17 protein-coding genes and 1 other RNA gene are annotated in these 18,216 nt (G+C 31.9%); 10 read left to right on the forward strand and 8 right to left on the reverse strand.

The features are described from left to right. Position 1 precedes the first annotated feature (1 nt). Positions 2-1,699 (reverse strand): M23 family metallopeptidase, encoded by a 1,698-nt coding sequence (locus tag LQ189_RS10595; RefSeq protein WP_230156619.1) that lies wholly within the window; start codon positions 1,697-1,699, stop codon positions 2-4. Positions 1,700-1,873: 174 nt separating this feature from the next. Between LQ189_RS10595 and LQ189_RS10600 the strand changes: the two genes are divergently transcribed. From LQ189_RS10600 to rny, 4 genes are all read left to right on the forward strand, one after another. Next, on the forward strand, positions 1,874-2,164 hold the full coding sequence (locus LQ189_RS10600; RefSeq protein WP_230156621.1) for a hypothetical protein: 291 nt from the start codon (positions 1,874-1,876) through the stop codon (positions 2,162-2,164). A gap of 5 nt (positions 2,165-2,169) precedes the next feature. After that, entirely contained in the window at positions 2,170-2,463 is a 294-nt protein-coding gene (locus LQ189_RS10605) for a cell division protein ZapA (protein WP_086455282.1), read from the forward strand. Positions 2,464-2,514: 51 nt separating this feature from the next. Then, positions 2,515-2,621: non-coding RNA, 6S RNA (ssrS, locus tag LQ189_RS10610), on the forward strand. Positions 2,622-2,670: 49 nt separating this feature from the next. Then, on the forward strand, positions 2,671-4,236 hold the full coding sequence (gene rny, locus LQ189_RS10615; protein ID WP_230156623.1) for a ribonuclease Y: 1,566 nt from the start codon (positions 2,671-2,673) through the stop codon (positions 4,234-4,236). Positions 4,237-4,316: 80 nt separating this feature from the next. Here the strand turns inward: rny and xerD are convergent, their stop codons facing one another. The 3 genes from xerD to LQ189_RS10630 form a co-directional block, all read right to left on the reverse strand. After that, positions 4,317-5,213, reverse strand: coding sequence for a site-specific tyrosine recombinase XerD (gene xerD / locus LQ189_RS10620; RefSeq protein ID WP_230158662.1), 897 nt, complete (start codon positions 5,211-5,213; stop codon positions 4,317-4,319). An 80-nt stretch (positions 5,214-5,293) separates the two neighbouring features. Then, positions 5,294-5,911 carry a porin family protein gene (locus LQ189_RS10625; RefSeq protein WP_230156625.1) on the reverse strand — a complete coding sequence of 206 codons (618 nt, stop codon included), beginning with the start codon at positions 5,909-5,911 and terminating at the stop codon, positions 5,294-5,296. 376 nt (positions 5,912-6,287) lie between these two features. Then, a complete protein-coding gene (locus tag LQ189_RS10630) occupies positions 6,288-6,896 on the reverse strand; it encodes a porin family protein (protein WP_230156627.1) in 609 nt (202 codons plus the stop codon). A 498-nt stretch (positions 6,897-7,394) separates the two neighbouring features. On the opposite strand from LQ189_RS10630, the gene LQ189_RS10635 reads away from it, so the two are divergent. The 3 genes from LQ189_RS10635 (at position 7,395) to LQ189_RS10645 (ending at position 11,024) form a co-directional block, all read left to right on the forward strand. After that, a complete protein-coding gene (locus LQ189_RS10635; protein WP_230156629.1) occupies positions 7,395-7,958 on the forward strand; it encodes a porin family protein in 564 nt (187 codons plus the stop codon). A gap of 74 nt (positions 7,959-8,032) precedes the next feature. Beyond that, complete coding sequence (aroQ, locus tag LQ189_RS10640; protein WP_230156637.1) at positions 8,033-8,452, forward strand: type II 3-dehydroquinate dehydratase; 420 nt, start codon at positions 8,033-8,035, stop codon at positions 8,450-8,452. Between the two features lie 85 nt (positions 8,453-8,537). Beyond that, a complete protein-coding gene (locus tag LQ189_RS10645) occupies positions 8,538-11,024 on the forward strand; it encodes a DUF5686 and carboxypeptidase regulatory-like domain-containing protein (protein WP_230156639.1) in 2,487 nt (828 codons plus the stop codon). Positions 11,025-11,115: 91 nt separating this feature from the next. Here the strand turns inward: LQ189_RS10645 and LQ189_RS10650 are convergent, their stop codons facing one another. From LQ189_RS10650 to LQ189_RS10665, 4 genes are all read right to left on the reverse strand, one after another. Next, complete coding sequence (locus LQ189_RS10650) at positions 11,116-11,985, reverse strand: cation diffusion facilitator family transporter (protein WP_230156641.1); 870 nt, start codon at positions 11,983-11,985, stop codon at positions 11,116-11,118. 95 nt (positions 11,986-12,080) lie between these two features. Then, a complete protein-coding gene (gene murA, locus LQ189_RS10655; protein ID WP_086454933.1) occupies positions 12,081-13,391 on the reverse strand; it encodes a UDP-N-acetylglucosamine 1-carboxyvinyltransferase in 1,311 nt (436 codons plus the stop codon). Between the two features lie 94 nt (positions 13,392-13,485). Beyond that, on the reverse strand, positions 13,486-14,211 hold the full coding sequence (locus LQ189_RS10660) for a DUF4290 domain-containing protein (RefSeq protein ID WP_230156643.1): 726 nt from the start codon (positions 14,209-14,211) through the stop codon (positions 13,486-13,488). 81 nt (positions 14,212-14,292) lie between these two features. After that, on the reverse strand, positions 14,293-14,577 hold the full coding sequence (locus LQ189_RS10665; RefSeq protein WP_086454935.1) for a DUF493 family protein: 285 nt from the start codon (positions 14,575-14,577) through the stop codon (positions 14,293-14,295). Between the two features lie 146 nt (positions 14,578-14,723). Here LQ189_RS10665 and LQ189_RS10670 point away from each other — a divergent pair, with 146 nt between their 5' ends. Genes LQ189_RS10670 through fmt form a run of 3 tightly spaced genes read left to right on the forward strand, consistent with a single transcriptional unit; the run spans position 14,724 to position 18,156 of the window. After that, on the forward strand, positions 14,724-15,263 hold the full coding sequence (locus LQ189_RS10670) for an AAA family ATPase (RefSeq protein ID WP_086454750.1): 540 nt from the start codon (positions 14,724-14,726) through the stop codon (positions 15,261-15,263). Positions 15,264-15,313: 50 nt separating this feature from the next. Next, a complete protein-coding gene (locus LQ189_RS10675; protein WP_230156645.1) occupies positions 15,314-17,209 on the forward strand; it encodes an ATP-dependent DNA helicase RecQ in 1,896 nt (631 codons plus the stop codon). Next, positions 17,206-18,156 carry a methionyl-tRNA formyltransferase gene (gene fmt / locus LQ189_RS10680; RefSeq protein ID WP_230156647.1) on the forward strand — a complete coding sequence of 317 codons (951 nt, stop codon included), beginning with the start codon at positions 17,206-17,208 and terminating at the stop codon, positions 18,154-18,156. The genes LQ189_RS10675 and fmt overlap by 4 nt, the downstream gene beginning before the upstream one ends. The last annotated feature ends 60 nt before the right edge of the window (positions 18,157-18,216 follow it).

The following is an 18,216-nucleotide window of genomic DNA, read 5'->3' on the forward strand; positions in this document are numbered from 1 at the left end:
TTTATTTTTTCTGACCTCTATAAAAACGCGTTTCAAAAGTAGTTGAATTTCCCATATTATCAGTAACGTCTACTTTTAAAATATTAGCACCCTCTTGTAAAAATTCTGGATTGAAAATATGAGTGATTTTTCGAGTTTTATTATCGTATTCAAAAAGCACCCATTTCCCATTCAAGTATCCGTTATAGGTTTTAATTCCGGATAAAGCATCACTTATAGTAAGCTGCAAAGACTTTTGCTCATTAATCCATTTGCCTTCAATAGGATTTGCCATCGTTACTGTAGGCGCCACCGTGTCTGATACCAACTTGTAATTTCCCAAAACCTTTACTTTCGTAGAAAAAACACTATCCTTTCTGTAAGTAGAATTGTAACTTACTTTACCGCCTTGCACTTTGCCAATAAACATTTTTTGACGTTGCTCTTCAGTACTCTTTGCATCTTCAATTGTAATTGTAAAATTAGAATGAGCTGGAACAGTATCATCATGTAAAAACAAAGTATCATTAACCACATTAAAATTCATATTGAAATCTTCATAAAAAGTGCCTGCAGGAAAAAATACTGACATGTTTCCAAGTTCAAAATTACTGTCATTTAACGCTTTTACAAAATATTTAGACTGCGGCTGATCTGTGCCAATAATTGTAGGTAACAAATCATAATGTATGGGTATAGAAATGGTTCTCTTATTACCAAAATAATCTGAAACTTCAATTCTATATAATGAGGCTAAGTTAGGAGAAACCTGCAAAACCCCTTTATTTTCATCGGCTTGTATAAAACGTAAATCATAAGGAGCTTTCATAAAAAGTTTTTGCACTCGCTGTTGCATTTTTTTATATCGAGAATAATCAATTAAAGCATTGATATACCTCATATCAGTAAAAGAATAGGTATTAAATTCATACCCAAAATTTGGTTTGCCGTTCAAAAATGTTTGAACCTTATAAACACCATTATTATTAAATGACACATCATCAATGTCATGAGCTGTTATACCAAAACCAATCACACCATTTGACAAGACTTTATCAGCCATGTACGTTCCATCTTTTTGTAAAGAAACGTTCAACAAAACAGGGCGCTTTGCATTATTTACGGTAGTTTTACTATCAAGAGGATAGACATAAACACCCGTAACAATAGGCTTTTTAGTGTCTTTTAAAAAAGCATCAAAACCAAAAAGTAGTGGGTTTATAACAAATTCTGTTTTTGTATCTCTAAATTCAAAATGCAAATGTGGACCTTCAGAAGCTCCTGTATTTCCAGACAAAGCAATCACATCTCCTTTTTTTACAGGCAATTCTTCAGGTTTTAAAAACATTTCAATCTCAAAAGATTGCTCTTTATAGTGAGTTTTTTTTATGTACGATTCAATTTCACCTTCAGCCTTATTTAAATGCCCATAAACAGAAGTATACCCATTAGGATGATTAATATAAATTGTTTTTCCGTTACCAAAAGTAGAAATTTTAATTCTAGACACATATCCATCAGCTACGGCATAAACCTTTAAACCTTCCTTTTGTTGGGTTTTCAAATCAAAACCCGCATGAAAATGATTGGGTCTTAATTCCCCAAAATTTCCAGACAATTGCATAGGAATATCAAGAGGTGAACGAAAATAATCTTTTGGATATTCATTTTGCGCTTGAATAGAGCTGCAAAAAAACACAAAAAGGACAAAAAATCTCATAATTTACATTTTGGCTAAGATAAAAAAAAACAACGGAAACCAAATGAGAAAAACAAAAATGTACTCCACTGAAATTGAGTTAATTAATTTATTTAATGCAAAAAAAATAATAAATTATTGCAAAATTAAAAAGGAATAGTAACTTTGTAAGATATGTAATGAAAAGGATAAACAATGAGTACAATTGCAGAAATTATTGATACTCTTGAAAATAAGGTTCTAAAAATTTTCAACAAAATGAAAACTTTAGAACAAGAAAATCAAGATTTAAAAAACAAATTAATAAGTTCAGCAACCACAATACAAACTCAATCACGAGAGATTGAGGCACTAAAAATGCAGTATGAAACACTCAAGATGGCAAACTCATTACTGGGCAGTGACGAAAATAAAAGAGATACAAAGCTAAAAATAAATTCATTAATTCGGGAAATTGACTACTGTATAGCCCAGCTATCAGATTAAGAAATATGGACGAAAAGCTAAAAATTAAAATATCAATAGCAGATAGAATCTATCCTTTAACGGTAGATCTTTCTCAAGAAGAGGGTCTTAGAAGCGCTTCAAAAAAAATTGATATAATGATTAAGCAATTTGAAGAAAACTATGCTGTACGTGATAAACAAGATGTTTTAGCCATGTGTGCGTTACAATTTGCATCGCAAACAGAACAAAAACAAATTGACAATCAAATAAATGGCGAAGAAACCATGGAGCGAATTAAAAAAATTAACGCACTTTTAGACCAATATCTCGACAAATAAACGTTCTTTACAAAAACTAAGATACTGCCTACATTAGTTCATATTTGGTAAACTCAACACTAACAATTTAGAATGAGCAAATCATCGTTACTATAGCAAGCCAATTCAGTTTGGAAGCTTGAACAACGAGTTAGCTCAAAACTTGTCTTTTCGAGTTTATACAAGCAATCTAATGTAGGCTTTTTTTATATATAAATTTTAACAAACATGGACAACATATTAACGATCGTTATTACAGGTATTATAGGTATTGCAGCTGGTTTTGGAATCGCAAAACTAATTGAGAAAAGCAATATCTCAAACCTTATAAAAAATTCAAAAAAGGAAGCTGCTTCTATACTTAAAGATGCTAACCTAGAAGCCGAAAACATTAAAAAAGACAAGATTCTTCAGGCAAAAGAAAAATTTATTGAACTTAAAGCTGAACATGAACAAGTAATTCTTGCTCGTGATAAAAAAGTTGCCGAGATAGAAAAAAGAGTACGTGACAAAGAATCTCAAGTTTCTAATGAATTATCTAAAGCTAAAAAAGTAAATGATGATTTTGAATCGAAAACACAAGAATACACCTCTAAAATTGAACATTTAGAAAAGAAACAAGCCGAAATTGATCGTTTACACAAAAGCCAATTACAACAACTTGAAGTCATTTCTGGTCTATCAGCCGAGGAAGCAAAAAGCCAACTTGTAGAAGGACTAAAAGCAGAGGCAAAAAGTAAAGCCATGTCTCACATACAGGACACTATTGAAGAAGCTAAACTTACTGCACAACAAGAGGCTAAAAAAATCATTATCAATACAATCCAAAGAGTTGGAACTGAAGAAGCTGTTGAAAACTGCGTATCAGTATTTAATATTGAATCTGATGATGTAAAAGGTAGAATCATTGGTCGTGAAGGAAGAAATATACGTGCTCTTGAAGCCGCAACCGGTGTTGAAATTATTGTAGATGATACTCCTGAGGCTATTATCCTTTCTTGTTTTGATCCTGTACGTAGAGAAATTGCACGTTTGGCATTGCATAAACTGGTTACTGACGGACGAATTCACCCAGCACGAATTGAAGAAGTTGTTGCAAAAACAGCAAAGCAAATTGACGATGAAATTATTGAGGTTGGAAAACGTACTGTAATTGATCTTGGTATTCATGGTTTACACCCTGAATTGATAAAGGTTGTGGGTAGAATGAAATACCGTTCTTCTTATGGACAAAACTTACTACAACACTCGAGAGAAGTTTCTAAACTATGTGGTATCATGGCCGCAGAACTAGGATTGAATGTAAAACTAGCTAAAAGAGCTGGATTATTGCACGATATAGGTAAAGTTCCTGATACTGAAAGTGATTTACCACACGCATTATTAGGAATGCAATGGGCTGAGAAATATGGTGAGAAAGAAGAAGTTTGTAACGCAATAGGTGCGCACCATGACGAGATAGAAATGAAATCTTTACTTTCACCTATAATTCAGGTTTGTGACGCAATTTCAGGAGCAAGACCTGGAGCACGTAGACAAGTTCTTGATTCTTACATTCAACGTTTAAAAGATCTTGAAGAAGTTGCCTACGGATTTAATGGCGTGAAAAATGCTTATGCCATCCAAGCTGGTAGAGAACTTCGTGTAATTGTAGAAAGCGAAAAAGTATCAGATGAAAATGCCGCTAATTTATCTTTTGATATTTCACAAAAAATTCAAACCGAGATGACCTATCCAGGACAAGTAAAAGTTACCGTAATTCGTGAAACAAGAGCTGTAAATATTGCCAAGTAAAATATTAAATTCTATAAAAAAATTCCAAATGCCAATACTAATTTATTGGAATTTGGAATTTTTTTTTTGAAGTTCAATTTCTACTTCCTAGGGTGAAAACTATTAATTACTTCAGTCAAAAATGTTCGATCAAGGTGCACGTATATTTCAGTGGTTGTAATAGACTCGTGTCCTAACATGAGTTGTATAGCACGTAAATCGGCACCATTTTCTAGTAAATGAGTTGCGAATGAATGCCTAAGTGTATGAGGACTTATGGTTTTATTGAGATCAATAGAAACGGCTAAATTTTTTATAATAGTAAAAATCATAGCCCGTGTAAGTTGTTTTCCTCTTCTATTTAAAAAAAGAGTATCCTCAAAACCTTTTTGAATAGTGATATGGGTTCTTACGGTATTTTTATAAAGGAGAATGTATTTTTGAGTAACATTACTAATTGGGACTAAACGTTGTTTATTTCCTTTACCCGTGATTTTGATAAAGCCTTCCTCAAAAAACAAATCCGATATCTTTAATGTTACCAACTCCGAGACTCTTAAACCACAACCATACAATGTTTCTAGCATGGCACGATTGCGTTCGCCCTCATTAGTAGACAGGTCAATTGCCTGTATTAAACGATCAATTTCTTCTACTGTAAGCGTGTCAGGAAGTTTTCGACCAGTTTTGGGTGTTTCAATTAGCTCCATAGGATCATCGTTGCGATAATCTTCAAAAACTAAATATTTAAAAAAGCTTTTTAAACCCGAGATAATACGAGCTTGCGATCTTGGATTTACCTCTTTAGCTACGCTGTAAATAAATTGCTGGATGGTTTCGTCAGTAATTTTTAAAGGCGATACGACAATTTCATTTTGAAATAAAAAAAGCAATAAACGCTCTAAATCAAACGAGTAATTTTCAACGGTATTCTTTGACAATCCCCGCTCAATCTTTAAGTACGACTGATAACTTTTTATAATACTATCCCAATTCATACTTACAAAGGAACGTAATTTTTTAAGCATAAAAAAACCTCCTTTTTAAAGAGGAGGTTATAACATTATCTTTATTCTTACTAGAATTTGTAAGCTAAAGAAAGAGAAAGAACTGAGTTTGTAATTTTTGAATCATCACCAGCTTCTGTTTTACCAATATTTGCCAACCCTAAATTATATCTTAAACCTGCAGATATATTTTTAGTAAAATCGTAACCAGCTCCAAAATTCAAACCAAAATCAACCGATTCAAAATTATCTTTTACATCATCTTCAGCCTCGTTACTATTTACTTTGGCAACAGTCTTTGCACTTAATAAAAATCCTATTTGTGGTCCTACTTCTAAATTGAACTTTTCAGCAGCATAATATTTCATCATAACTGGAATGTTTAGATAAGATAAATTTATACTTACATCTCCAGTGTAAATTTGGTTATCAACTACAACTTCAAAATCATCTGTTTTTGCTCCTTGCATAGAATATAATAATTCAGGTTGTAAAGAAACTTTTTCAGATAATTTTACCTCTACAAAACCACCTACATTTAACCCTGCCTTAGATTTTAAATCCAAACCATCAGTATCTCCTGCAAATGTTGCAAGATTTAAACCTCCTTTTATTCCAAATTTTGCTTCTTGAGCATTAGCAAACCCAAAAGCACATACAGCCGCAACTGTTAAAATAATTTTTTTCATTTTGTTTTTTATTTGTTAAAATAGTACTCAAAATTAAATAAACAATTAATCTTAAAAAACTTTTTTATACTATTTTTCTAATTTAAAATAGTATAAAAAAGTAATAACAGAAGTACTAAAAAATGATAAAAAACTATTAATCAATACATTACAAAACAACTATGTCAGGGAAATTAGTGAGCTAAATATTAGCATATAAGTTTATTGCAAATTAAGATAAAACTTATAAAAACACTGATTAAAGTTTCTTTTAAACCATAGCTAGATACTGCTTTGACTAGAATATAATAAACTAATAAACTCAAGAAAACACACTTTAAAGCATAAAAAAACCCCCTTTATTAAAAGGAGGTTAGAAATATATTATATTTTAATATTAGAATTTATATCCAAAAGATAAAGATAAAACGCTGTTATTAAGCTTAGAATCATCTCCAGCTTCAAATTTGCCAATATTAGATAAACCTAGGTTATATCTAAGACCTAAAGATAATTTTTCTGTCAAATCATATCCTGCTCCGAAATTTAAACCAAAATCAATTGATTCAAAGTCGTCTTTAACATCTTCTTTTCCAGATTCAGTAACTCCCGATTCAGTTGCAGTAAAATCAGCTTTTGCTGAAGTTAAAAATCCAATTTGCGGTCCAAATTCCAAACTAAATTTGTCAGCAGCATAATATTTAGCCATTACTGGGATATTAAGGTAGGATAAATTATATTTAACTTCTGCAGAAAAACCAGAACCTGATTCCTCAAACTTTGTACCTTGTGTAGAGAACAATAATTCAGGTTGAACAGAAAATTTATCTGAAACCTTAATTTCTACAAAACCTCCAACATTGAAGCCAATTTTTGAAGAATTATCTTCAACATCTCCAGAAATGTTCGCAAGGTTTAATCCTCCTTTAACACCAAATTTTGTTTCTTGTGCATTAGCAAATCCGAAAGCAAATACAGCCGCAACTGTTAAAATAATTTTTTTCATTTTGTTTTTTTTTTGTTTTTTTTGTTCAATTATGAAACAAATATAAATCAAACGTTATTTTAAAAAAAAAAAATTATAAGATTTTTATAGAAGAAGAAGATAAAAACACCGTACTAATTCAGACATACATTAATCATAAATATCTATCAATTAACAACTTAACAAACTAGCATATCACGGAAATTAGTGAGATAAAAAAAATTAAAAAACATTATAAAAAATAAGATAAATATTAATAATTTATCTGTTTAAAAAATAATTTTAAACACAAAAGGTTTCGTTTTCATCAAAAATATAGCGTATTATTACACTTTAAGACAAACCTTTTTCCTGTAAGTTTAAAAACAAACTTTTCACTAAAAAAAAGAACAATTAAAGACTACTTGGAACAGTTATTGAAACGTTAAAAATTGAGATTAGCAGCAATAATTTTGAAACAAAATAGTTTTCAACTAATGTGCTTTATCACTAACAACAATAATTATAAAAATATAAATTATGAAAAGAATACTTTTAGCAACAATCGTATTGTTTGCAGCTACTGCTAACATACAAGCGCAAGCCATTAAGTTTGGATTGAAAGCCGGTTTAAATTACGCAAATCAGTCAGGTAGTGATATTGGAACTAGCCTTGTTGATTATAAAAAAGAGGCTATTACTAGTTATCATGCTGGTTTAATTGCAGAAATAAAATTAACCGATGGATTTGCTGTTCAACCCGAACTATTATACTCAACTCAGGGTGCTACTTATGAAAATGCAGGAGAAGAATTTAAAAATGAATTAGGATATATTTCTATTCCTGTAATGGCAAAATTCAGCCTTAACAACAGCATTAGTTTAGACCTTGGTCCTCAGGCTTCTTTTTTATTGAGTGAAAGAAAAAATGTTAATTTTAAAGAAGCAGAAACATTTGAATTTGGCGCTGCTGCAGGTTTGACCTTAAATATCACTAAAGGTTTATTCATACAAGGTAGATATGTACTAGGATTAACCGAAGCTACTAAAGATGCTGAAGTTAAAAATTCAGTAGTCCAGTTATCTGCTGGTTTTAAATTCTAAAAATATTTATAATTAAATTGTAAAACCGTTCTATAAATTAGAACGGTTTTTTTATTTTTACCAAAATCAATATTATGAAAATAGGTATTATCAATGGTCCAAACCTAAATTTATTAGGAAAACGCGAACCTGAAGTTTATGGAAACCAAACATTTGAAGACTACTTCTCTATTTTAGAAAAAAAATACATGAACGTTGAGTTCCGTTATTTTCAGAGCAATATTGAAGGTGAATTGATTGATAAAATACAAGAATTTGGTTTTTCATTTGATGGTATCATTCTCAATGCTGGAGCATACACACATACCTCTATAGGAATAGGAGATGCTGTAAAAGCAATAACAACTCCCGTAATTGAAGTTCATATTTCGAATACGTTTTCTAGAGAAAGCTTTAGACATCAATCCTATATTTCTGGAAATGCTAAAGGTGTTATTCTAGGTTTTGGTTTGCAAAGTTATGATTTAGCTGTACTTTCTTTTGAACAAAAATAATTAACAATTTACTAAGACATTGTTTAACAAATAATTAAGAAGCTATTTTAAATGTACTGCTATTTTTGTGGAAGAAAAAACTTTCATGAAAAAAAACTACCTCTTACTCTTATTAGTTTCAACATTTGTTTGCCAAGCGCAAATAAAAGGAAATGTCACTGACGAAAAAGGCAATCCGTTAGCATTTGTAAACATCTTTCAAGAAGATACTTATAATGGAACTACCTCAAACGAATTAGGGAATTACGAATTTAATGTACTCCCAAAGGGAAAACAAACATTAGTTTTTCAATTTTTAGGATTCAAAACTCAAAAAATTGCTATTGAAACTGCAAAGCTACCTTATACTTTGAATGTTAAACTAGTTGAGGAAAGTTTTTCACTAAATGAAGTAATCATAAACACCAAAAGTAATCCCGCCATTGCCATTATAAAAAATGCTATTGCAAATAGGGATTTTAATACTAAAAACACCAATAAATACCGTGCAGATTTCTATTCCCGTGGTATATTCAAACTGAAAAATGCTCCTAAAAAAATCTTTGGCCAAAAAATAGGCGATTTAAATGGCGCATTAGACTCAACAGGGACAGGAATTATATCTTTATCTGAAACATTTTCTAAAATTGTTTATGAAAAACCCAATAAACTGAGTGAAGTAGTAATGGCATCAAAAGTAAGCGGTAACAATAACGGCTACAGTTACAATACCGCACGATCCTCTTTTTATGATTTTTATGATAATACAATTGACTTTGGCATAGCCATGATTTCGCCAATTGCCAGCAACGCATTGAATTACTACAATTACAAACTAGAAAGCACTTTTTTTGATGACAAGAATAAGATGGTAAATAAAATTAAGGTTAGTGCAAAACGAGATAGCGAACCGGTTTTTGAAGGATATATCTACATTGTTGAAGATTCTTGGGCTATTTATGCCGTAGAACTTGACATTAAAGGATATAGAATAAAAGAAGATTTTCTTGATGTAATGACTTTAAAACAAAATTTTAGTTACAATAATAATTCGAAAATTTGGACAAAAAACACGCAGAGTTTAGAGATTACGGCAGGAGCCTTTGGAATAAAATTTAACGGGAAATACAACTATGTGTATAGTAATTATGAATTTGTAACTTCTTTTGCTCCCAAAACATTTACTAATGAAATTACAAAAATTGAACTAAATGCTAACAAAAAAGACAGCACGTTCTGGAATAGTAACAGACCAGTTCCCTTAACAAGTGAAGAAAATTTAGATTACTATAGAAAGGATAGTATTTACACCGTTCGAAATTCAAAAAAATATTTAGATTCCATTGATAAGAAAAACAATAAATTTAATCCACTCAAACTGCTTACTGGGTATACATTTAAAAACAGTTCACAAAAATATAGTTTTAGTTATAATGGCTTAATCAATATAGGTACTCTCAGTTTTAATACTGTTCAGGGGTACAATCTTGATTCGGGTTTTAAATATACAAACTGGAAAAATCAAGAAAAAAAAGGTATTTACACCTCATTGAGTACCACATTTAACTATGGTTTTTCAGAGGATAGGCTGCGTGTAACGGGGCAATTCCTTCATAGGTTTAACAATCAAAATTATGCAACCGTTTATGTAATTGGTGGAAGTTCTGTAAAACAATTTAACCCAAGTGAACCTATCAGTAAAGCCATAAACAGTGTAAGTACTCTTTACTTTAAGAATAATTTCATGAAATTGTACAACCTAGAATCTATGGCTATTGGGTTTACACAAAATATTGCAAATGGCGTTAACCTAAATAGTAGAATAGATTATCAACAACGCAAACCTTTATTCAATACAACTGGTTATTCGTTGTTTAATAAATCTGATTTATATACTTCTAACAACCCTTTAGATCCTACTAATTATAGTACAACTGCTTTTGAAAAACATCATTTAACTAAATTAAATTTACTTTTTAAAATCAATTTTGGTAATAAATATTCCTCCAGACCTGATGGTAAATTCAATATTAGAAACGAAAAATATCCTACGCTTTATGTAGCCTATGAGAAAGCCATTGGCGCAAGCGATAAAAAATATGAATATGACTATTTCAATCTGCGCGCTACTTATGATTTAAAATTAGGTAACAAAGGAGTTCTTGGCGTGAATGCAAAAGCAGGTGCATTTTTAAATGCTCAAAATATTGCTTTTATGGATTACAAACATTTTAATGGAAACCAAACAAGCATAGGGCAAACTGAACGTTATTTGAATGTTTTTAACTTGCTACCCTACTACTCTAGCAGTACTAACAATCGTTTTGCAGAAGCCCACGCTGAATATAATGACAAAGGGTATATTATGAATAAAATTCCATTATTAAATAAATTAAAAGCTACTTTAAATATAGGAGCTCATGCACTTTCTATACCAGATAAAAAACCGTATTCTGAAATGAGTATTGGTCTAGATAATATAGGAATTGGGAAATTTAAAATGTTTAGAATAGATTATGTTCGCTCCTATCAAAATTGTTTCAAAGGTGACGGAGTGGTATTTGGACTTAAATTTTTAAACATAATTGATTAAAACAGTAAATAGTTTTCTCTCGAAATAAAAATTCACGATACATAAAAAAGGCACCTGAAAATAATTCGGTGCCTTTTTTAATGGTGTAAATTTACTCATGAGGTTCTACATGTATCAGAACATGTCCTAATTCTGGGATTTGTTCTCTTAAGGTATCTTTGAGTTTGTGAGCAAGGTCATGACCTTCTTTTACGGTTATATTTGAGTTCACTGTTGCATGTAAATCAACATGGTATTGCATGCCTGCCTTTCGGATAAAACATTTTTCGGTATCTAAAATTCCGTCAACTTGAACAGATACCTCTCTAATATGTTCAATCAAGTCATCGTATAAATGTTCATCCATGATTTCGCCAAGAGCAGGTCGGAAAATTAAATAACTATTATACAATATAAATCCAGATGCAAAAAGTGCTGCCCAATCATCAGCTGCTTCGTAACCATTCCCTAAAATTAAAGCAATAGAAATCCCTAAAAAAGCAGCTACCGAAGTGATGGCATCACTCCTATGGTGCCAAGCATCGGCTTTTAATGAAGAACTATTAGTCTCTATACTGCGTTTCATAACTACTCGAAAGGAATACTCTTTCCAGATAATTATGGCGCCAAGAACAATTAGTGTCCAAGGCTTAGGCAATTGATGCGGTGTACCAATATTGATTATGCTTTCATAAGCTATAATTGTTGCCGAGGTTATCAAAAACCCCACTACCAAGAACGTAATCAATGGCTCAGCCCTACCGTGTCCGTAAGGATGATTCTCATCAGCAGGTTTATTGGAATATTTAATTCCGAACAACACTAAAAATGACGCAAAAATATCTGTTGTAGACTCGATAGCATCAGCAATCAAAGCGTATGAATTGCCAAAAAAACCTGCAAATCCTTTTATAATGGCCAGTATTGTATTGCCCACAATACTAAAATAAGTAGCCCTAATTGCTGTTTGTTCTCTTGACATTTGTTTCGTTTAAAAAAGAATCGTTTAAATAAACCACTTGCTTTTTTGTATTGCTAGATGGTTTATTTAAACGATGTATTAAGAATTGAGTAGGTTTACGCTCTAACGATTTGAGCTCCAATTGCTCTTAAACGTTCGTCAATACGCTCATACCCTCTATCTATTTGTTCAATGTTTTGTATGGTACTTGTTCCTTTTGCAGAAAGTGCGGCAATTAATAATGATATACCAGCGCGAATATCTGGTGATGACATAGTTGTAGCCTTCAATTGTGATTTAAAATCATGTCCCATAACTACAGCACGGTGTGGATCACATAACATGATTTTAGCACCCATGTCAATTAGTTTATCAACAAAAAACAAACGACTTTCAAACATTTTTTGGTGAATCAAAACATCACCTCTTGCTTGTGTAGCCACTACAAGTACAATACTCAATAAATCTGGTGTAAATCCAGGCCACGGTGCATCAGCAATAGTAAGAATAGAACCATCAATATCAGTTTTTACTTCATACCCATTTACATGAGCAGGAATATAAATATCATCTCCACGACGCTCTAGGGTAATTCCTAATTTTCTAAATGTATTTGGGATTACTCCAAGGTTATCCCAACTAACATTTTTTATAGTAATTTCAGATTTTGTCATGGCAGCAAGACCAATCCAACTTCCTATTTCAATCATATCTGGAAGAATTCTGTGCTCACAACCACCTAAGCTTTCTACCCCTTCAATAGTCAATAAATTTGATCCTACTCCGGTAATATTTGCGCCCATTGAGTTCAGCATTTTACACAATTGCTGTAAATAAGGCTCACAAGCAGCATTGTATACCGTTGTTCTTCCTTTTGCTAAAACGGCTGCCATTACAATATTTGCAGTTCCCGTAACTGATGCTTCATCTAATAACATATCAGCTCCAACTAATCCGTCAGCAGCTTCTACACCATAAAAGTGATCCTCTCTGTTGTATCTAAACTTAGCTCCAAGATTTATGAAACCTTCAAAGTGCGTATCTAATCTTCGTCTTCCGATTTTGTCGCCACCCGGTTTTGGAATATATCCTTTTCCAAATCTTGCTAACAAAGGTCCAACAATCATGATAGACCCTCTAAGTGATCCACCTTCTTTTTTGAATGCCTCGGTTTCTAGATAATTTATATTTACCTCATCAGCTTGAAAAGTGTAAGAACCTGAACCTGTTTTTTGAATTTTTACACCCAAATTACCTAATAAAGTGATCAATTTATTAATGTCAATAATATCTGGAATATTATTAATAATAACTTTCTCAGGTGTTAATAAAACAGCACACAATATTTGTAATGCTTCATTTTTTGCACCCTGTGGAGTGATTTCTCCTTGAAGACTTATGCCTCCCTCTATTTTGAAAATTCCCATCTTTTATGGTTATGAGTTATGAATTATTTGTTTGAACGTAATGATTTTAAAAAAAGTACCAATGAGGTAATAAGTCACTAATTCTAAAATTAAATTACAAGGGTTTTCTGTTTTGGTTTTTGTGAGGTAGATTTGGCTTACCTGTTTTCAAATTTTTGTTGCTTAGTATTTTAGGCTGACCTGTAGGAGCTATTTTATTAGAAACTCGTTTATTAGTTCTCAACAAATCAGTAGTATTAAGCAATTCTTCTGAACTTTGTATTAAATTTAATTTTCCATCAGATAATTCGTATAAGTGTTCAAAGATTACATCATCTTTTACCGTATCTTTATTCCAACTTAAATATGATTTTTTCATGTGATTGGCAATAACTTTTACCAATGCTTTTTTCATATCTCCATCTTCCCATTTATTAGCAACATCAATCATATATTTAATGTTATTACCGTAAAACCTATATTTTGGAAAATTTTGAGGATATTTTAAAACATCTGGCTTTAATTGTAATACTTCGCGTGACGGAATAGGATAAGGAGAATCAGCAACTAATTTAAAATCAGACATTATAAACAACTGATCCCATAATTTATGTTGAAAATCTGGAACATCCCTTAAATGCGGATTCAAACTACCCATAACTTGAATGATGTATTTTGCAGCTTTGTTGCGCTCCAAATCATCTTGAATATTTGTAGCCAAGTCAATAAGTTTTTGCAAATGCCTGCCGTATTCTGGAATGATAAGGTGTGACCTTTCGGCATTGTACTCAAGATGATGCACTACATCATTCGAATTTTCTTTAATGTATTTTGAATTCATGTTTTGAATGTATCTATTTTAATTCGGTTGCATTATCGAGAAGTTCACCCAATCGAGAAGCACATCAAAAAAATTATGTTTTTATAAAGAAATAATGCCTTCAATTGTAGAAACTTCTAAGTATTTATCTACAATTTCTTGTGAATTTTTCATGGTCACATCAATAGATATGCTTGTAAACTTACCCGTTTTAGATTTTGTTGTTTTTATAACAGCACCCATACAATCAAAAGCAGTCTGTACTTTTTCAATATTTTTAGCATCACTTGGCACTATAAATTTAAACAAGTATTCTGCAGGCCAAGTATTGTTTAGGTCTAACTCTACTTTTAATCTATCATAAAATTCTTCAGTCTTTTTATCCATTTTGATTTAAAATAAAGGCAAATATACGGTTTCAACCGTTAATTATGAATTTTTGATTTGTGAATTTTTATCTATTTGCATTTTATATGTGTTGAATTTTTATAATCCCAATAAGTTTAAGTAAATTTGCCCCTTATTTTTTAAAAGTGCAAAAAGAAATCATTGTTATCATAGGTGGTCCTGGTACAGGAAAAACTACTATTATAGACGGATTGGTCGCAAAAGGCCATTGCTGTTATCCCGAAATTTCACGTGAAGTTACCATGGAGGCAAAAAAACAAGGAATAGAACAATTATTCCTTGAAAAACCATTGCTTTTTAGTGAATTATTGCTTGAAGGTAGAATAAAACAATTTTACAACGCTCAAAACGAAGCTCATAATGTAGTTTTTATAGACAGAGGAATCCCTGATGTTTTGGCTTACATGCACTACATAGGCGATAGTTACCCTGCAAGTTTTGATGTTGCTTGTAAAGAACATACGTATTCAAAAATATTCATCTTACCACCTTGGGAAGAAATCTATATAAGTGATGATGCTCGCTACGAAAATTTTGAGCAAGCAAAACTCATTCACAGTCATCTTATTGAAACGTATAAAAACTATGGCTACGATTTAATTGAAGTTCCGAAAGACACAATGGAAAATAGAATTCATTTTATCTTAAACACTATCTCGAATTAGTTGCATCAACAAGGAGTTATATTTTTTCATGGTAATAAAACAAATACTTTATGAATGATGCTCTTGCTGTTCTTCAAAAATATTGGAAACACAACTCCTTTAGATCGCTTCAAAATGAAATCATTCAATCTGTCTTGCAAGGTCAAGACACCTTTGCAATATTACCAACAGGAGGTGGAAAATCAGTGTGCTTTCAAGTCCCAGCGCTTTTAAACAAAGGAATATGCCTTGTCATTTCGCCACTAGTAGCATTAATGAAAGATCAAGTAGCTAATTTACAATCAAAAGGCATCAAAGCAATAGCCTTGACAGGAGGCATTAGAAGCGAAGAAATGATAGATTTGCTAGACAACTGTCAATACGGTGATTATAAATTTCTTTACTTATCACCCGAGCGCTTACAATCAGACTGGATTATTGACCGCATAAAAAAACTACCTATAAATTTAATCACAATTGATGAAGCGCATTGTGTATCCCAATGGGGACATGATTTTAGACCCGCATACCTAAAAATTTCTACACTTAAAGAGTACTTCCCAAAAACTCCTTTTCTGGCCTTAACCGCAAGTGCAACTCCCCGAGTAAAAACAGATATCATACAACAACTTAGTCTTGAGAAGCCAATATTATTTGAAAAATCTTTTTCAAGACCAAACATTGCTTACATGGTTTTTGAAGTTGAGGATAAATTGTTTAGAGTGGAACAAGTTTTAAAAAAAAATCCAGAACCTTCTATTATTTATGTTCGAAACAGAAAATCAACCCTTGATATTGCTTCCCAATTGCATAGTTTAGGATTTAAAGCTACTTACTATCACGGAGGTCTCACTACGAAAGAGAAAGATAAAAACATGCAGGCCTGGATGCAGGAAGAGGCACAAGTCATTGTAACAACAAATGCTTTTGGAATGGGAATAGACAAGCCTAATGTAAAAACGGTAATACACATACAATTACCAGAAAACATGGAGAATTATTACCAAGAAGCGGGTCGTGCGGGTCGAAATGAAGAAAAAGCTTTTGCAATTCTTCTCACGAGTCCATCAGATATAATTCATGCCGAAAATCAATTTTTAAACAGTTTGCCTGACAAGAAATTTCTAAACCTAATGTATGTAAAGCTTTGCAATTATTTTCAAATTGCCTACGGCGAAGGTATTGACGAGCAATTTACATTTAATTTGAATCAATTTTGCATCAAGTATAAATTTCCTACCTTAAAAACGTATGCTGCAATGCAGTTTTTAGACCGCCAAGGAGTCATTACTTTATCACAAGAATTCTCAGAGAAAATCACTTTGCAATTCACCATACCGTCAAAAGAAGTAATTCGATACATGAGTTTGAATCCAAATGATGAAGAAATAATTTTAGCTATTTTGCGCACATATCCAGGTATATACGAGATGCAAACCCCTTTCAACCTGCAGCTTGTAGCAAAAAAATCAAATCATAAGGAAGCTCAAGTACAAGCTGTTTTACTCAAATTAAAAGAAAAAAATATAGTAGAATACCACTCTAAAAATAATGACACTACATTAGTTTTTAATGAAATTAGAGAAGACGAGAGAACAATAAATAGAATATCCAAACATTTAGAACATCAAAACCAATTAAAAAAAACTCAGCTAGAGTCTGTAATTGCGTACATAAAAAATAAAAACACTTGCAAAAGTCTACTAATCCTAGACTATTTTGGAGAGAAAAACATACAGAATTGTGGTCACTGCTCCTATTGTATTACCCATAAAATAAAGAAAAAAGACAGTAAGAATCTTGCTCAAGAAATAGTAACTTTGCTCAAGCAAGGAGATTTAAGCTCCAGAGATATTCAAAATAAAACCAATAGTTCAACCGAAGACGTTTTTTCCGTTTTACAAGATTTATTAGAAAACAACATCATATTGGTTCAACCAAACAATACTTACACATTACGATTATGACAGATAAATTACGAATTGTATTTATGGGAACTCCAGACTTTGCAGTTGGGATACTTGATACTATTTTAAAAAACAACTATAATGTAGTAGGTGTCATCACTGCAGCTGACAAACCTGCTGGACGCGGTCAAAAAATAAAATTTTCGGCTGTAAAAGAATTTGCGTTACAAAATCAGCTTCCATTATTACAACCAGTAAGCTTGAAAGATGAAGCTTTTTTATCCGAATTAAAAAATTTAAACGCTAATTTACATATTGTAGTAGCATTTAGAATGTTGCCAAAAGTTGTTTGGGACATGCCCGCATTAGGAACATTCAACCTACACGCTTCCCTACTTCCTGAATATAGAGGAGCTGCTCCCATAAACTGGGCAATTATCAATGGCGAAAGTAAAACAGGAGTCACTACCTTTTTCATTGATGATAAAATTGATACAGGTGCCATGATCATGAGCGATGAAATCCATATTGATGACAATGAAAACGCAGGACAGCTTCACGATAGACTAATGGATCTAGGAAGTAAAACGGTAATCAGAACATTAGAAATGATTACAAAGGGTGATGTTTCTACTCAAATTCAAGAAGATCATAAAGACATAAAAACTGCTTACAAATTACACAAAGACAATTGTAAAATAGACTGGTCAAAACCCGCTAGTGTGGTGCACAACCTAATACGAGGACTTAGCCCTTATCCATCCGCATGGTGCTATATCAAAGACAATGAAGAGGAATGGAATGTGAAAATTTACGAATCTGAGGTGATTATTGAGAAGCATGGTCTTGAAATAGGAAGTATACATTGTACCAAGAAAGAATTAAAAATTGCTGTTTCTGACGGATTTGTAAAAATACTCAGCTTACAATTTCCCGGAAAGAAAAGAATGAATACAGGTAATTTATTAAATGGAATTGTTTTTTCTGCTTTTGCAAAAGCGTATTAGCCCCTACAAAACAAGGGAATCACAGTGAGAAACCTAGATTTATCAACAAAAAAAGCAAGT

The sequence above is a fragment of the Flavobacterium sp. CECT 9288 genome (assembly GCF_918731615.1).
Taxonomy (GTDB): Bacteria; Bacteroidota; Bacteroidia; order Flavobacteriales; family Flavobacteriaceae; genus Flavobacterium.

Bases quoted from the DNA above. Each gene is read 5' to 3' on its own strand.
- LQ189_RS10595 (WP_230156619.1), bottom strand. From the start codon at position 1,699: ATGAGATTTTTTGTCCTTTTTGTGTTTTTTTGCAGCTCTATTCAAGCG.
- rny (WP_230156623.1), top strand. From the start codon at position 2,671: ATGGACAACATATTAACGATCGTTATTACAGGTATTATAGGTATTGCA.
- LQ189_RS10635 (WP_230156629.1), top strand. From the start codon at position 7,395: ATGAAAAGAATACTTTTAGCAACAATCGTATTGTTTGCAGCTACTGCT.
- LQ189_RS10660 (WP_230156643.1), bottom strand. From the start codon at position 14,211: ATGAATTCAAAATACATTAAAGAAAATTCGAATGATGTAGTGCATCAT.
- fmt (WP_230156647.1), top strand. From the start codon at position 17,206: ATGACAGATAAATTACGAATTGTATTTATGGGAACTCCAGACTTTGCA.
- xerD (WP_230158662.1), bottom strand. From the start codon at position 5,213: ATGAATTGGGATAGTATTATAAAAAGTTATCAGTCGTACTTAAAGATT.
- murA (WP_086454933.1), bottom strand. From the start codon at position 13,391: ATGGGAATTTTCAAAATAGAGGGAGGCATAAGTCTTCAAGGAGAAATC.
- LQ189_RS10665 (WP_086454935.1), bottom strand. From the start codon at position 14,577: ATGGATAAAAAGACTGAAGAATTTTATGATAGATTAAAAGTAGAGTTA.
- LQ189_RS10675 (WP_230156645.1), top strand. From the start codon at position 15,314: ATGAATGATGCTCTTGCTGTTCTTCAAAAATATTGGAAACACAACTCC.
- LQ189_RS10625 (WP_230156625.1), bottom strand. From the start codon at position 5,911: ATGAAAAAAATTATTTTAACAGTTGCGGCTGTATGTGCTTTTGGGTTT.
- LQ189_RS10600 (WP_230156621.1), top strand. From the start codon at position 1,874: ATGAGTACAATTGCAGAAATTATTGATACTCTTGAAAATAAGGTTCTA.
- LQ189_RS10605 (WP_086455282.1), top strand. From the start codon at position 2,170: ATGGACGAAAAGCTAAAAATTAAAATATCAATAGCAGATAGAATCTAT.
- LQ189_RS10645 (WP_230156639.1), top strand. From the start codon at position 8,538: ATGAAAAAAAACTACCTCTTACTCTTATTAGTTTCAACATTTGTTTGC.
- aroQ (WP_230156637.1), top strand. From the start codon at position 8,033: ATGAAAATAGGTATTATCAATGGTCCAAACCTAAATTTATTAGGAAAA.
- LQ189_RS10650 (WP_230156641.1), bottom strand. From the start codon at position 11,985: ATGTCAAGAGAACAAACAGCAATTAGGGCTACTTATTTTAGTATTGTG.
- LQ189_RS10630 (WP_230156627.1), bottom strand. From the start codon at position 6,896: ATGAAAAAAATTATTTTAACAGTTGCGGCTGTATTTGCTTTCGGATTT.